A 14,738-nucleotide genomic window follows, 5' to 3' on the forward strand; every position below is an offset into this window, starting at 1 on the left:
GGAGGGCTCAGGTGACGCTAGCTGATCGCTGCGTTCGCGGGCGTCTTGGCCGCCGCGCGCACCGCGGTGACGGCGACGAGCTCGTTGTCCGCCGGCTGCGCGTCGTCGTACTCCCAGCGGTCCAGCTCCGCCACGAGCTTGAACTCCACCTGGCCCGCGGCCGCGTCGGCCGCCGTGTAGGTGTAGGCGAACGGGAACTCGACCTTGCCCGTGGGCGACGCCGCCACTCGCTGCGTCAGGTAGCCGATCTCCTCGTAGTAGCCGCTCGTCGTCTTGCGCTTCAGCGAGACGCGGACGTTCTCGTCGTAGCGCGTGTTGGTGACAGACACCTTGATCCGCTTGGTGTCGCCCGCACGGGCCGTGGCCGGCAGGGACAGCCCGGTCAGCTTGACGTCGTGTGTCGCCACCTCCAGCACCTGCTCGGTCGTGCCGGTGCGGCCGTCCTTCGTGGTCCCGGTGACGCGCACGGTGTACTTGCCGTCCTTGGCGTAGCGGTGGCCGACGGCCTGCGTGCCGGTGAACGGCGTGGTGGCGCCGTCGCCGAACTGGATCTCGCCGCTCACCAGCTCACGACCGAGCGAGTCCCCGGAGTAGGGCGTGAACTGGACGTCGTCGAAGACGGACGGCTGCTCGGGGGACGCGTACGCGCTGGGCTTGATCGCGGGGGCGTTCACGAGGTTCAGCTCGAACTGGCCCGCCTGCTCGGCGTTCTGGGCGGCGCGGATCAGGTAGCTCTCACCGGCGGTCGCGGTGAACACCAGGCCGTGGTAGTCCGAGTTGCCCGCACAGTCCAGTTCGGACAGATCGGCCGCGTGGCGGACGCTCAGCACGGTGGAGCCCGACCGGCTCACGTGCACCGAGCGGGTGCGGTCCGGGGTGTAGCGGTACCAGACGGACTGATCGGCGTCGGGACCGCAGCTCGCCGTGAGCTCGTCCGGCTCGCTGGTCGCCCGGCGCAGGTCGCCCTCCAGCGTCGCGGGGAACCCGGTGACGGTCGCCGACGCGCGGTTGTCGTTGGCGGCGGCCGGGATCGTCGTGAGGTCGAAGGTGAACTCACGGCCGTTCCACGCGTAGCTCTCGATGAGCGCGAAGTGGTAGGTCGTGCCGGCCTTCACCGGGAACACGTCGGCGGGGAACCCGGAGTTGTAGGTGCAGGCACCCGGCACCAGCGCGAGCGCACCGCGGTCGCCGGTGTACACGCCGATGGCGGGTCCGCCGGAGGAGGAGACGCGCAGGAATCCGTCCTCCTGCGCGGTGTAGCGCGTCCACACGGTCGACTCGCCCCAGTAGTGGCACGCGGTCGGGTCGTCGGTGGACCTGGTGGCACCGGCGGTGCTGATCTTCGCGCTGAACGGCAGCGCGGTGATCGTCGTGGCGCTGCCGAAGTCGTCGTTCGCGGGCGGGTCGGCGGCGAGAGCGACGCCGGGCAGCAGGGCGGTCGCCAGCGCGGCCGCCATCGTGGCGATGAACGTTCTCTTCATGATGTCCCCCAGTCAGTTCATGGCCGAGTTGGTCACGGCGGCCGGACGCACGGTCGTGGCGATCGAGATGACCTCGTTGTCCAGCGCGCGGGCGTCCCGAGCGGGGTACTGGAGCGACGTCACCGCGCGGAAGGCCACCTTGCCCATCGCCGCGTCCTCGGGGGTGAAGGTGTAGGAGAACGGGAACTGCACCTTGCGCGTCGGGTGCGCGGCCACGTCGAGCGTCAGCTTCCCGACCTCGTCCCACGACGAACCGTTGGACCGGTAGAGCGTCACGGTCGTCTTCTCCAGGTATCGCGTGTTCGCCACGTGCACCGTGATCGGCTTGCTCTGACCCGCTCGCGCGGACGTCGGGACGACGAACTTCGTGATGCCCACGTCATGGGTCTCGATCTTGATCTCACCGGTGACGGTGGCGGTGCGACCGTCCACAGAGGTCGCCTTCATGGTCACCTGGTAGGTGCCGTCGGCCTGGTAGCGGTGGGACACCGAACCCTTCTGGGCGGGGAGCGTCGTGCCGTCGCCGAAGTTCCACTCGGCGGTGAGCTCGCCGTCGACGGGGTTGTTCGAGCCGGGGTTGAGCACCACGTCGCTGTAGACCGTGTTCCCGTTGCCGCTGAGGCCCATGTAGGGCTGCAGGGGCGGCGCCTCGGCCAGGCTCACCGAGATCGGCTGGTAGGTGCGGTGCGCGGCGGTGAAGCGCAGGTAGTAGGTCGTGCCGGGCGTGGTGCGGAAGACCGCGCGCTGCGAGACGTTGCCGTCGGCGCAGGTGACCTGGGTGAGTCCGGCGATGTCGCTGCCGGTGTACACCGTGACGGCCGACGTGTTTCCCTGGACCTTCGGCACCACGGACAGCGCCTCGGCCGGAGCCGTGTAGGAGTACCAGACCGACGGCCGCTGCTCCTCGTACACGCAGGTCGACTCGGGCTCGTCGGCCTCGAACGACGCCACGCTCACGTCCGGCTGCGCGGTGAACGGCAGCGCGACGGGCTGAGCCTGGGCGAAGTGGTCGTTGGGCGCCGGGGCGACGGTGTCGAGCGCGAACTTGAGCGTGCCGCCGTAGTAGCCGGCGAGGAAGTGGTAGGTCGTGCCCGCCTTGGCGCGGAACGTGATCGGCGACGAGGCACCGGTGCTGCACGCCTCGTCCACGCCGCGCATCTCACCGCGCAGGCCCGTGTTGGCCGACATGATCATGCTCTGGCTGCTGCCCGCCGTCGTGGCGCGCAGGATCACGTCCTCGGCAGGCGTGTACGAGTACCAGACCGAGCGTTCGATGGACGTCTGGCACCAGGACGGGTCGTCCGCCGCCCTCGTCGCACCGCTGATGTCCTGCGTGTCGCTGAACGGCAGGGTCGTGACCTGCGTGGAAGTGGAGAAGTCGTCATTGGACGGTGGTGCCGCGTGTGCCACACCCGGCACCAGCACCCCCACCAGCACGGCGGCCGCGACCGCCAGCGATCTTGCAGAAGGCATGCGAAAATTCCCCCAAAGCCCCAGATCCCCGGCCTCCGATGGCCGGGGCTACCCCGCCCCTTAATCGCATCGGGCGGGGTGCGCGTTGCACACCCCGCCCGAATTACGCCATCCGGCCTACTTCTGCATGGCCGTCACGTCCGCCGCCCACCGCCACGGCTCGGTGGTGCCGCCGGGCAGCGAGTTGAAGTACTCCCAGCCCGCCACACCACCGAAGTCGGTGTACTTGGTCTTCAGGCTCGTGACGGTGTTCCTCAGCGTCGTCGTGTTCACGTAGCCCGACCCGCCGTTGGCCGAGCTGGTGAGGGCGCCGAGCACGACCTTGTTCGCCGGGATCACCCGCCGGTTGACGATCTGGTCGTAGTGCGCGGTGCTGCCCGCGTTGCCCCAGCCGTTGTAGAACTGGCCGTTGAACCACGCGATCTTCGAACCGTGGCTGCGGTACAGGTCCTCGTAGTTGAAGCCCGACAGGTTGCCGCCGCCCCAGAGCGCACTCGCCACCGGGGAGAGCGTGACGATGAAGTTCGCGCCGAAGTCGGTCTTGAGCTGGTCGATCACCCGCCGGATGCCCGCGATCGACATCCGCTCCTCCACGTCGAGGTCGACGCCGTTGAGCCTGTAGGTGCGGATCGTGTCGCGCAGCAACGGGTAGTACTCGGCGAAGCGGGTGTCGAGCCGCTGGAACGAACCCGGCGCCGCGCCACCGACCATGCCGATCACGTTGACACCGCGGGCCTGCATCGCGGCGAGGTCCGTCCACATTTGCGCGTACCGCGAGTGCGACGGCGGGTGGTCGTTGAGGTGGACGACCTTGTTGTCGTTGAGGTGGATCGCGGCGACGAGGACGTCCGTGACGCCGGTGTTGCGGTCGACCAGGGGCTTGGGCGATACGTACGTGCCGGTCGCGCCGTTGCTGTACTGGGTCTGGTAGTAGACGACGGTTCGCTTCTGGGTGGCCGCCTGGGCCGGTGGCGCGGCGAGCGCCACCAGCAGCAGGGCGAGGAACAGCTTCTTCATGCGCTACCTCGTGAATCGCAGGGTGATCACTTGGAACGGGCGCAGCACCACCTCTGCCGACGCGCCGGCCAGGGGCCGTTCGAGCAGGTCGGTCTCCTGGATCCGGGTGTGGGCGAAGGAAGTGCTGATCGAGGCGCGGGCACGGCCGCCGTGCGCCTCGTAGAGCCGGACGACGACGTCGCCCGACCGGTCGTCGGCCAGCTTCACGGCCTCGACCCTCACCGCCGGGTTGTCCGTGCGCACCAGTGGTTCTGGTGCGGCCGAACCCCGGACGGCCTGTGGCGGCAGGTTGATGCGGTACCCGGCGTCGATCGCCTCCGGGATGCCGGCGCCGACCACGAGGGCGTAGCGAAAGCGGTGCTCGCCCTGGTCGGTCTCGGGGTCGGGGAACCTCGGTGCGCGCAGCAGGGACAGGCGCACGGTCGTGGTGGTTCCGCCGTCGTCACGGGTGGTGCGGGTGACCTCGTGGCCGTAGGTCGAGTCGTTGACCACGGCGACGCCGTAGCCGGGTTCGCCGACGTGCAGGTAGCGGTGGGCGCAGATCTCGAACTTCGCCGCCTCCCACGAGGTGTTCGTGTGCACCGGCCGGTGCAGATGGCCGAACTGGGTCTCCGCCGCGGAGACCTCGGCGCGCAGGTCGAGCGGGAACGCGATCTTGAGCAGCTTCTCCCGTTCCTGCCAGTCGACCTCGGTGTCGAAGTCGACCTGCTTGGCGCCCTCGCGCAGCCGGATGGTCTGGGTGAGCACCGACTGGCCGAACCTCGCCCGCACGATGACGCCATCTTGCGCGTCGACGCGCTCGGACGGGATCAGGTCGGCCTTCCAGTTGCGGTAGAACGGGTCGATGTCCCAGGCGTCCCACTGGTTCGGGTTGTCCCGGTGCAGCTGCGGCATGCCCGCGAACCCGTGCGGTGGCAGGACTTCGCGGTCCTCCTCCAGGTCGAGGACCGAGAGCACGATGCCGTCGGCGTCGATCGTGACGCGCAGCCGGCCGTTGTCGAGCACGCCGTTCTCAGGCGCGACGAACGGGCGAGGGGTGTCACCGCCGAGCACGTCGAACGTCAGTTCCTCGTCACCGTCACCCTTCAGCGCGTCTATGGCTTGTGTCGTCAGCGTCTTCAGTTCGGACGCCACGCGGGCGTAGGTGGCCTCGGCCTCGCGGTGCACCCAGGCGATCGAGCTGCCCGGCAGGATGTCGTGGAACTGGTGCAGCAGCACGGTCTTCCACAACCGGTCGAGGTCGTCGTACGGGTACTCGTGGCCGGCCAGGGCCGCCGCGGTGGACCAGTGCTCGGCCTCGCGCAGCAGGTGTTCGCTGCGGCGGTTGCCCTGTTTGGTCTTGGCCTGCGTGGTGTAGGTGGCGCGGTGCTTCTCCAGGTAGAGCTCGCCCGCCCACACCGGCGCGTCCGGGTACTCGTCCTGCGCGGCCTGGAAGAACTCGCGCGGCGGCTCGACACGAACGGTCGGTGAACCTTCGAGGTCCGCGACGCGGTGCGCGGTCTCCATCATCTCGCGGGTGGGGCCGCCACCGCCGTCGCCGTAGCCGAACGGGACCAGCGACCGCGAGGCCTTGGCGTGCTCGGCGAACTGCCTCGAAGCGCGCGCCAGTTCCTCGCCGCTCAAAGACGAGTTGTAGGTGTCGACGGGCGGGAAGTGCGTGAAGATCCGCGTGCCGTCGATGCCCTCCCACCAGAACGTGTGGTGCGGGAACTTGTTGATCTGGTTCCACGACAGCTTCTGGGTGAGGAACCAGCGCGAGCCCGACAGCTTGATCAGCTGGGGGAGCGCGGCGCTGTAGCCGAACGAGTCCGGCAGCCAGACCTCCTCGGTCTCGACGCCGAAGTTGTCCAGGAAGAAGCGCTTGCCGTGCACGAGCTGGCGGGCCATCGCCTCGCCGCCGGGCATGTTGGTGTCCGACTCGACCCACATGCCGCCGACCGGCACGAACTGTCCACTGCGGACCTTCTCGTGGACGCGGTCCCAGACGTGCGGGTGGTGCTCCTTCATCCACGCGTACTGCTGGGCCTGCGAGCAGGCGAAGTAGAAGTCCGGGTACTCGTCCATCAGCTTGGTGACGTTCGAGAACGTGCGCGCGCACTTGCGGACGGTCTCCCGCAGCGGCCACAGCCAGGCGGAGTCGATGTGCGCGTGCCCGATCGCGGAGACCTTGTGCGCGGAGGCGTTGGCGGGCAACGAGAGCACGCCCGCCAGTTCCTCGCGGGCCAGCTCGGCGGTCGCGGCGACCTCGTTGAGGTCCAGCGCGTCCATCGCCCGGTCCAGCGCGTGCAGGACCTTGTGCCGGCGCGGGTCGTGGTCTGGCAGCTCCCTCATCAGCGACTGCAGCACCTCGATGTCGAGCATCAGGTGCCACACCTGCGGCTGGAACACCGCGAGCTCGGCCTTGAGGATCTTGTACAACGGCTCGGTGCCCGCCGTCTCCCTGTCGCCCAGCGGGGTCGGCAGGAACGGGTGGAAGTCGAGGATCGTCGGGTTGCCGGCCGCCTCCAGGTAGAAGAGGACCTCACGACCGTCGACGGGCAGGTAGGTGTTGCGCGGCTCGATGCCCTTGATGGGCAGGCCTTCCGCCGTGTACGCGAGCCCCTCGGACTGGAAGCCGGGGCCGGGGTGCGTGAAACCGAGGTCGAGCACGACCTCGACCTGCCTGCCCTGCCACGACTCCGGGACGCTGCCGGTCAGCCGGAACCAGCTCGTGCTCCACGGCGCGCCCCAGGCGTCGCCGACGCCGGCCGGTTCGTAGGTGGCCCGCAGTGCCTCGGCGACCGGGACGGGCTCGTCCGGCACGGTCCAGACGGCGAGGTCCAGCGGCGCGGTCTCGCCGTAGACGGCCGGGCGGATGCGCTCCTTCAGCGTGCGGTTGAGTCGTTCTTCCAGCAGCGCGCGTTCGTCGTGCACAGTATTCAATCCCCTTTGGTTCATCCCCGTGCAATCGAGGCCCGCACGCCGTCCCGCGCGAGGCTCATCCACTCTTCGAAGAAAGCACCGCCCGGTCCCCAGGAGGGCCGGTCGCCGTGCAGCTTGATCGGCGTGCGCTCGACCGGTTCGTACGCTGCCTCGCGCACGATCCGGGCGATCGCCTCGCCGAGCGGCTTGACCTCGCGTTCCGTCGTCAGCAACCCCAACTCGTACTCGCGTTCGGGGAAGTCCACCAGCGCACGGTCGACGTCGTGCGAGCACCACCACGTGACGCCCCACAGGTTCGAGCAGGTCAACACGTTCGCAAGCGTTTGCTCGGCGAACCGCGGTGCCTGCTCCGCGGTGATCTCCGGCTGGGCGGCGCCGACCTCCTGCAGCCACACGGGCCGTCGCGGGTCCTCGGCGTGCGCCTTCGCCAGTTCGACGAGGTACTCGGCGTGATGGACGCTCTCCGGTGACATCGACCCGTAGCGCTGCGCGGTGCCGTTGAAGACCCACGAGTGCACGGTCGTCATCGCGCCCTTGTTGGCGGCGTGTTCCGGCAGGAACGCGTGCTCGCTCTCGTACCAGACAGCGTCGTACTCGGAGTGGACGTGCGGGAAACCGGGTGCGGCCTTCTCGCACTCGTCGAGCAGCGCGTCGATCCACTCGCCGGCCTGTGCGGGTGCGCAGGGGTTCGACTCGGTGAGCAGGTTGACCTCGTTGCCCAGGGTGAACCCGAGGAAGTTCGGCTTGTCCCTCAGCGCCTCGGCGAGCGTGCGGACGTAGAACCGCTGCCCGTCGATCACGTCGGGATCGGTGAAGATGTTGCGGCGGTGCCAGGTCTGCACCCACGACGGGTAGAAGTCGAAGCTCGACAGGTGGCCCTGCAGCACGTCGACCTGCACGTCCAGGCCTGTCTCGTGGGCCGCGTCGAGCACCTGGGCGAGGTGCTCGACGGCCTGGGGCCGGACCAGGCCCCTGTTGGGCTGGAACACCGGCCACAGCGGGAAGACCCGCACGTGGTCGAGGCCCAGGCGCGCGATGGACTCGAAGTCGGCCTTGACGTCGTCGAGCGAGAAGTCGAGCCAGTGGTGGAACCAGCCGTGGGAAGGGGTGTAGTTCACGCCGAAACGCAATAGATCATCCCTTGATCGCGCCTTCTCCCACTCCGCGGAAGAAGTGCTTCTGCAGCAACAGGAACAACAGGATCAGCGGCACGACGGCGATGATCGTGCCCGCCGCCACCAGCCGCTGGTTCTGCACGAACGTGCCCTGGAGGTACGCCAGGCCGATGGTGAGCGTGTACTTCTCCTGGTCGCTCAGCACGATGAGCGGCCACAGGAAGTCGTCCCAGCTGAACATGAACGAGAACAGCGCCACGACGACCAGCGTGCCCTTCACCGACGGCAGCGCGAGGCGGGTGAAGCGTTGCCACGCGTTGGCGCCGTCGATGATCGCGGCCTCCTCGACCTCGGCGGGCAGCGCCAGGAAGGCGTTGCGCAGCAACAGGACGTTGAGCGCGGCGACCGCGCCGGGCAGCACGACCCCGGTCAGGGTGTTGGTGAGCCCGAACCCGCGCATCACCAGGAACAGCGAGATCATGATCGCTTCGAACGGCACCAGGATGCTGCTGGCGAAGACCACCGCGGCGAACCTGCGGCCCCGGAACCTGAGCCGTGCCAGGGCGTAGCCGGCCATGGCCGCGCCGAGGCAGTTCGTGATCACGTTCACGCTCGCGACGCCGAGCGAGTTGAGCGCGAAGTTCCAGACCGGCACCACGTCGGCGACCGCGGCGTAGTTCCCGAACGTCGGGTCGTCCGGGATGAAGTCGGGGACGAAGACGTCCTCGCTGGGACCCTTGATGCTCGTGGCGAACTGCCACAGGAACGGCCCGATGCTGATCGCGAGGACGGCCAGCAGTCCGAGGTAGCGCAGGGCCAGGTGCAGATGGGCGCGCTTCACAGCTGGTCCTCCCTGCGGTTGAGCTTGAGGGTGACCAGCAGCAGCCCCAGCAGGATCACGAACAGCACGATGCTCAGCGCCGACGCGTACCCGACCTCACCGGTCAGGCCGCGGCCGGTCAGCTGGATGAGCATCACCAGCGTGGTGCTCGCCCCGCCCGGCCCGCCGGACCCGCCCGACAGCAGGTAGATCTCCGAGAACACGCGGAACCCGTTGACCGCGCTCAGCGCCGCGACGAGCACCATCGTTGGCCTGATGCTCGGCACGGTGACCGACCAGAACCTCCTGACCGGTCCCGCGCCGTCGACCATCGCCGCCTCGTGCAGGTCCTTCGGCACGTTCGCGAGCGCGGCCAGGTAGATCACCATGTAGTAGCCCAGACCGCGCCAGACCGTCACCACCATCGAGCTGACCAGCAGCAGCGTCGAGTCGGTCAGGAACCCGATCCTGCTGCCGCCCAACGCCTCCACCACGTTGTTCACCAGGCCGCGGCTGTCGAGCAGCCACGTCCAGATGAGCCCGACCACGACCGTGGACGCGATCACCGGCGTGAAGAACGCCGTCCGGAAGATCCCGATGCCCGGCACGACCTTCTGCACCAGCATCGCGATCAGCAGCGGCAACAGCACCAGCGGCGGGACGACACCCACCAGGTAGAGACCGCTGTTGCGCGCCGCCGCCCAGAACTTCGGGTCCTGGGCCATCCGCACGAAGTTGTCGACACCGGTGAACTGGCCGCCGCCCAGCGCGCTCGCGTCCGTGAACGCGAGCACGATCATGTTCAGGAACGGGAAGATGACGAACAGCAGGCAGATGGCCAGTCCTGGAGCCAGGAACAGCCACGGCGTGTACGGGCGATGAGTCATGTTCGGGCCTACTTGAGGAGCCGGTTGCACTCGGCGACGGCGTCGTCCAGCGCCTGTTTCGGCGACTTCTTGCCGAGCATGGCGTCGGCCAGCTGCTGCAGGAGGGCTTCCCGCATCTGGTCGCTGAACTGCACGGGCGTGTAGTTCACCGCGGTCTTGAGCTGCTTGGCCGCCGCCACCCGCACGCGCGCCTCGTCGGTGCCGTCCTCCGTGGTGAAGTACGGGTCGTCCCCGCCCTTGGAGGTGCTCGGGAAGATCGAGGCGAGCTTGGCGAACTTCACCTGGTTCTCGGCGTTGGTGACGAACCTGCCGAACGCCAGCGCCGTCGCCTGGTTCTTGCTGCTCTTCGGCACGCTCACGCCGTGCAGGAACATGTTGGCGCTGCCCGTGTTGGTGATGGGCGTGGTGATGCCGATGTTCGCGTAGAGACTGGGCGCGTCGGTCTTGAACTTCCCGAGGTCGTACGCGCTGCCGGAGTTGAGCGCCGTCTGCTGTGCCATGAACTTCGCGCCGGCACCGGTGTAGTTCTGCGTGAGCGCCTCGGGAATCAGCGCGCCCGCGTCGTACATGCGCTTGTAGCTCTCGGCGAACTCGACGCCCTTGGGCGCGTTGAACGTGAACTTGTCGTTCTCGAACAGCTTCACGCCGTAGAGCCCGAAGTCGGCGATGCTCGGGGTCTGGCCGAGGATCGCGATCTTCTTCTCGGCGAGCTTCAGGGCTTGGGTTTCCAGCTCCCTGAAGTTCGTCGGCGGCTTGTCCGGATCGAGGCCCGCCTGCCTGAACAGCGCCTTGTTGTAGAAGATCGGGCCGGTGTTGAGGTACCAGGGGAAGCCGTAGCAGCCGCCCTTGCCGGGGATCTCGAACGCCTGCCAGGCATTGCCGAGGTACTCGGGCTTGGCGTCCTCGAGCGACTCGTCGAGGTTGACCAGCTGGCCCGCCTTCGCGAGCGGGAAGCTCAGGTCCGGTGGCACGTTGATCACGTCGGGGAGGCTCCCCGCGCTCGCGTCCGCCATGACCTTGGCCAGGTACCCGTCCGCGGGCTGGTCGACCCACTTCACCGTGGTGCCCTGGTGCTGCTTCTGGAAAGCTTCCACGACACCGTTGACGTAGTCGGTGTACTTGGGCTTGAGCGACCAGGTCTGGAAGGTGATCTCTCCCGTGACCTGGCCGGTTCCGCCTGTGGACGTGCTGGACGTGCCGGACAGTCCGCATCCTGCGACGGGCACCGCCGCCAGGCCCGCGAGGAACGTGCGCCTCTTCATTGAAGCTCCAATCAACGGGTGGTCCTGCTGTCGGGCAGGGAAAAGGGACCCCGCGCGTCCGTGCCAGTCCAGGCACTGGGGTGTGCACCCGCGGAGTCAGCGGCAGATGATCTCTTGCCAGAATGTGAACTATGAGCAAGACGCTGGCGAAGCGGGCGTTCAAGTACCGCTTCTACCCGACCTGTGCGCAGGCAGCGGAGCTGTTGCGCACGTTCGGCTGCGTGCGTCTTGTCTACAACAAGGCGTTGGCCGCCCGGGCTGAGGCATGGGATCGCGGGCAGCGGCGTGTTACCTATGGCCAGACATCGGCCATGTTGACCGAGTGGAAGCGGAGCGAGGAGTTGGCGTTCCTCGGCGAGGTGTCCAGCGTTCCACTGCAACAGACGCTGCGGCACCAGCAAGGCGCTTTCGGAAACTTCTTCGCAGGGCGTGCCCGTCATCCGCGTTTCAAGTCGCGCAAGAAGTCTCGCGCGTCGGCGGAGTACACGCGGTCGGCGTTCCGCTGGCGCGACGGCGGGCTCGTGCTGGCGAAGATGGACGAACCGCTGGCGATCGTGTGGTCCCGGCCCTTGCCCGAGGAAGCGGAGCCCTCGACCGTCACCGTCAGCAGGGACTCCGCTGGACGGTGGTTCGTGTCTCTCCTGGTGGAGAGCAGTGTGGATCACTACCCGCCATCCGCAACCGCGGTGGGCGTGGACGTGGGTGTGACGTCGCTGGTGACGCTGTCGACAGGGGAGCGGATCGCCAACCCGCGACATCAGCAAAAGGATCAAGAACGGCTGGTCAGGGCGCAGCGCGCGCTCGCCCGCAAGCAGAAAGGATCGGTCAACCGGGAGAAGGCTCGTCGCAAGGTCGCGCGCTTGTGTGCTCGCACCGCCGATCGGAGGCGGGACTTCCTGCACAAGCTGAGCACTCGGCTCGTTCGTGAGAACCAAACGATCGTGATCGAGGACCTCAACGTTTCCGGAATGCTCCGCAGCGGCCGTCTGACGCGCCTCATCTCCGACGCCTCGTGGTCGCAGCTGCGATCCATGGTGGAGTACAAGGCGGTCTGGCGCGGCCGTGAAGTGATCGCGATCGACCGGTGGTTCCCGTCGAGCAAGACCTGCTCGGTCTGTGGCGTGCGAGTCGATGCCCTGCCGTTGAGCGTGCGGGAATGGACATGCCGCTGTGGCGCTGTCCACGACAGGGACGTGAACGCCGCGAAGAACGTTCTGGCCGCCGGGCTGGCGGTCACAGCCTGTGGAGATGGTGTCAGACCGACCCGGCATTCGCTGGCGAGGCAACCGTCGCAACCTCCTTTTCGAGGGTGAGGAAGCAGGAACCAACGGGCGCGAGCCCGACAGGACTCCTCAGCCTTCCGCTGAGGAGGAAGCCAATGACACCCACCTCCTTGGTCGCGGACCCTAGCTAAACCGGTTTATCTCCGGCTAGTCTCCGACCGTCTTGTTGTCTTGTTCCGGACAGGGTGCGGCGCTTGAAGGGCAGTGGGTGAAGAGGCCAACGATCAAGGACATCGCGGCGGCGGCAGGGGTGTCCAAAGGAGCGGTGTCGTTAGCGTTGAACGGGCGCTCCGGCGTGTCCGAGTCGACGCGGTCGCGGGTGCTGGAGGTCGCGTCGACGCTCGGGTACCGGCCGTCGGTCACCGCTCGGGCGCTGTCGTCCGCGTCCGCCGACGCGGTGGGGCTGGTGCTGGTGCGGCCGCCTCGCGCGCTGGGGGACGAGGCGTTCTTCTTCCAGCTGATCGCCGGGATGCAGTCCGAGATGTCCTGCGCCCTGTTGCTGCAGGTGGTGTCCTCCCGTGAGGAGGAGATCGAGTTGTACCAGCGGTGGTGGGCCGAGCACCGGGTCGACGGGGTGTTCCTGGTCGACCTGCTGGTGTCGGATCCCCGGGTCGAGCTGATGCCGTCGCTCGGGTTGCCGGCCGTGGTCGTCGGTGGGGCCGGGCACCACGGGGCGCTCGCCTCGGTCTGGGCCGACGACTACGCGGCCATGACCTCCGTGGTGGAGCACCTGAAAGCTCTGGGGCACAAGCGGATCGCGAGGGTGGCCGGGTTGGCGTCGTTGCTGCACACGGTCCGGCGGGACTCGGCGTTCGCGTCGTCCGTTGTGGACGGTGTGGTGGTGGCCGGCGACTACACGGCCGAGTCCGGGGCTCGCGCGACGCGGAAACTGCTGGGCATGGCGGAGCCGCCGACGGCGATCGTCTATGACAACGACGTGATGGCGGTGGCCGGGGCCGAGGTGGCAGCCGCGCTCGGAGTCGCTGTGCCGTCCGAGCTGTCGATCGTGGCCTGGGACGACTCGGTGCTGTGCCAGCACGGGCGGCTGACCGCGCTGTCCCGGGACACGTTCGCGTTCGGGGCCCGGGCCGCTCGGGCGCTGGTGGCCGTAATCGGCGGTGCTTCGCCGACCGACGTCGAGGACGTGCTGCCCGAACTGGTGGTGCGGGGGAGTTCCGGGCCTGCGCCGGCGGTGTAGGTGGGGTGGTGTCACCCCACCCACGCGTCAGGTCAGCGAGGCGACCTGGTCGCTCACCACTTGGGCCGCAGCCGACACCAGGGCCGTCACCGCGGGGTTCGTCGAGTTGTCCTGGCGCCAGCCGAACTGCGTGTACACGCGGAACGTCGGGGACCAGGGCAAGCGGACCAACCTGCCGTCGGCCAGTTCCGCGGACACCGTGACCTCCGGCATCAGTGCGATGCCCAGGCCAGAGGCGACCGCTCGTTTCGCGGCGTCCACCGAGTCCAGTTCCAGGACCGGGGCGCGGGTGTCGTCGTAGCCGAGAGAATTTTCGAACAGCTCGTGGTACGAGGCGCCGTTCTCCGCCCGGATCAGCGTGCTGCTGGTGATGTCGTCCTCGGCCAGCGACTGGCGCTGGGTGAGCATGTGGTTCGGGCCCGCCACCATGACCAGCGGCTCGGGGCAGAGGACCGTCGTCTCCAGACCCTCACGCGGTTCGATGGCGCCGATGAAGAAGGCGCAGTCGAGTTGGCCGTCGCGCACCGAGTTCAGGTTGTTCAGCGCGTTGCGCGAGTGCAACGAGAGTTGTACCGACGGGTAACGCCAGCACATGTATTCGATGAGCGGTAGCAGACGGTAGTCGGTCAAACTCTGTGCGGAACCGATGACGAGTTTGCCGTGCGGCTCGCCGTTCATCGTGATGGCTTTTCGGGCCTTTTCGGTGAGGTTGATGATGTTTCGCGCGAACGGGAGTAGTTCCACGCCTGCGGACGTCATCTGGATACCTCTGGGGAGGCGTCGGAAAAGGACGACGCCGAGGGCCTCCTCCAGTGCCTTGATGCGGGTGGTGATGGTCGGCTGCGAACAGTTGAGCGTGGCAGCGGCCTTGGTGAAGCTCCCTGTCTGAACCACGGTCGTGAACGCGAGAAGCTGGCGTGTCTCCATCAGGCGGATCCTCGGGGTAAAACGGTGCGACGACTTTTTCTCGTTCGTTCCCGTGGTCCTGTTACGGATGGTGCGGGAGCAGTAACGCTACCTGTCCGCTGCGGAGGACAGATTGGTGCTTATGGAGTCATCTTGATCGGTCGCGAAAGGCGGCTGCCGCCGAAAGAGTGAAATTGTCCGGAGCGCTTTGACGGGCCGTAGCTGGGTGACTCTTTTCAGTTAAGCCTTTCGCCAGGCGAACCAAAAACAACGCCGCGCCTGGGGTGGGCGGCGGCGTTGCATCGTGCTCGTCGGGGCGTCCGCCGGCGGATGGTTCTCCGCTGAGATGCGGCCGGCTGTGGTGACGGTAGGCC

General features: G+C 67.8%; 11 protein-coding genes. 2 read left to right on the forward strand and 9 right to left on the reverse strand.

Annotated features, from left to right (window positions below):
• Window positions 1–17: 17 nt before the first annotated feature.
• The 8 genes from LX88_RS19105 to LX88_RS19140 all read right to left on the reverse strand — a co-directional run bounded on the left by LX88_RS19105 (window position 18) and on the right by LX88_RS19140 (window position 10,977).
• Window positions 18–1,481, reverse strand: coding sequence for a PKD domain-containing protein (locus tag LX88_RS19105; protein ID WP_258949118.1), 1,464 nt, complete (start codon window positions 1,479–1,481; stop codon window positions 18–20).
• A 12-nt stretch (window positions 1,482–1,493) separates the two neighbouring features.
• A complete protein-coding gene (locus LX88_RS19110; RefSeq protein WP_258949119.1) occupies window positions 1,494–2,954 on the reverse strand; it encodes a PKD domain-containing protein in 1,461 nt (486 codons plus the stop codon).
• A 117-nt stretch (window positions 2,955–3,071) separates the two neighbouring features.
• Window positions 3,072–3,971, reverse strand: a complete 900-nt coding sequence (locus LX88_RS19115) for a glycoside hydrolase family 18 protein (protein ID WP_258949120.1) — start codon at window positions 3,969–3,971, stop codon at window positions 3,072–3,074.
• Window positions 3,972–3,974: 3 nt separating this feature from the next.
• Entirely contained in the window at window positions 3,975–6,884 is a 2,910-nt protein-coding gene (locus tag LX88_RS19120) for an alpha-mannosidase (RefSeq protein ID WP_258949121.1), read from the reverse strand.
• Between the two features lie 20 nt (window positions 6,885–6,904).
• Window positions 6,905–8,011 carry a glycoside hydrolase 5 family protein gene (locus tag LX88_RS19125; RefSeq protein WP_258949122.1) on the reverse strand — a complete coding sequence of 369 codons (1,107 nt, stop codon included), beginning with the start codon at window positions 8,009–8,011 and terminating at the stop codon, window positions 6,905–6,907.
• Between the two features lie 16 nt (window positions 8,012–8,027).
• On the reverse strand, window positions 8,028–8,849 hold the full coding sequence (locus tag LX88_RS19130; protein ID WP_258949123.1) for a carbohydrate ABC transporter permease: 822 nt from the start codon (window positions 8,847–8,849) through the stop codon (window positions 8,028–8,030).
• The gene (locus tag LX88_RS19135; protein WP_258949124.1) at window positions 8,846–9,715 is read right to left on the reverse strand and encodes a carbohydrate ABC transporter permease; all 870 of its coding nucleotides are present in this window, start codon (window positions 9,713–9,715) and stop codon (window positions 8,846–8,848) included. The genes LX88_RS19130 and LX88_RS19135 overlap by 4 nt, the downstream gene beginning before the upstream one ends.
• Window positions 9,716–9,723: 8 nt before the next feature.
• On the reverse strand, window positions 9,724–10,977 hold the full coding sequence (locus LX88_RS19140; protein WP_258949125.1) for an ABC transporter substrate-binding protein: 1,254 nt from the start codon (window positions 10,975–10,977) through the stop codon (window positions 9,724–9,726).
• A gap of 131 nt (window positions 10,978–11,108) precedes the next feature.
• Between LX88_RS19140 and LX88_RS19145 the strand changes: the two genes are divergently transcribed.
• Window positions 11,109–12,290 (forward strand): RNA-guided endonuclease InsQ/TnpB family protein, encoded by a 1,182-nt coding sequence (locus tag LX88_RS19145; protein ID WP_258949126.1) that lies wholly within the window; start codon window positions 11,109–11,111, stop codon window positions 12,288–12,290.
• Window positions 12,291–12,468: 178 nt separating this feature from the next.
• Window positions 12,469–13,458, forward strand: a complete 990-nt coding sequence (locus LX88_RS19150; RefSeq protein ID WP_258949127.1) for a LacI family DNA-binding transcriptional regulator — start codon at window positions 12,469–12,471, stop codon at window positions 13,456–13,458.
• 27 nt (window positions 13,459–13,485) lie between these two features.
• Here the strand turns inward: LX88_RS19150 and LX88_RS19155 are convergent, their stop codons facing one another.
• Window positions 13,486–14,385, reverse strand: coding sequence for a LysR family transcriptional regulator (locus LX88_RS19155; protein WP_258949128.1), 900 nt, complete (start codon window positions 14,383–14,385; stop codon window positions 13,486–13,488).
• Window positions 14,386–14,738 lie beyond the last annotated feature (353 nt).

Origin of the sequence: Lentzea californiensis (genome assembly GCF_024648825.1) — a bacterium.
GTDB classification, from domain to species: domain Bacteria; phylum Actinomycetota; class Actinomycetes; order Mycobacteriales; family Pseudonocardiaceae; genus Lentzea; species Lentzea californiensis.

What these genes read in the sequence shown, in the direction of transcription:
- LX88_RS19155 (WP_258949128.1), bottom strand. Translation starts at nt 14,385, where the DNA reads ATGGAGACACGCCAGCTTCTCGCGTTCACGACCGTGGTTCAGACAGGG.
- LX88_RS19110 (WP_258949119.1), bottom strand. Translation starts at nt 2,954, where the DNA reads ATGCCTTCTGCAAGATCGCTGGCGGTCGCGGCCGCCGTGCTGGTGGGG.
- LX88_RS19115 (WP_258949120.1), bottom strand. Translation starts at nt 3,971, where the DNA reads ATGAAGAAGCTGTTCCTCGCCCTGCTGCTGGTGGCGCTCGCCGCGCCA.
- LX88_RS19105 (WP_258949118.1), bottom strand. Translation starts at nt 1,481, where the DNA reads ATGAAGAGAACGTTCATCGCCACGATGGCGGCCGCGCTGGCGACCGCC.
- LX88_RS19135 (WP_258949124.1), bottom strand. Translation starts at nt 9,715, where the DNA reads ATGACTCATCGCCCGTACACGCCGTGGCTGTTCCTGGCTCCAGGACTG.
- LX88_RS19145 (WP_258949126.1), top strand. Translation starts at nt 11,109, where the DNA reads ATGAGCAAGACGCTGGCGAAGCGGGCGTTCAAGTACCGCTTCTACCCG.
- LX88_RS19140 (WP_258949125.1), bottom strand. Translation starts at nt 10,977, where the DNA reads ATGAAGAGGCGCACGTTCCTCGCGGGCCTGGCGGCGGTGCCCGTCGCA.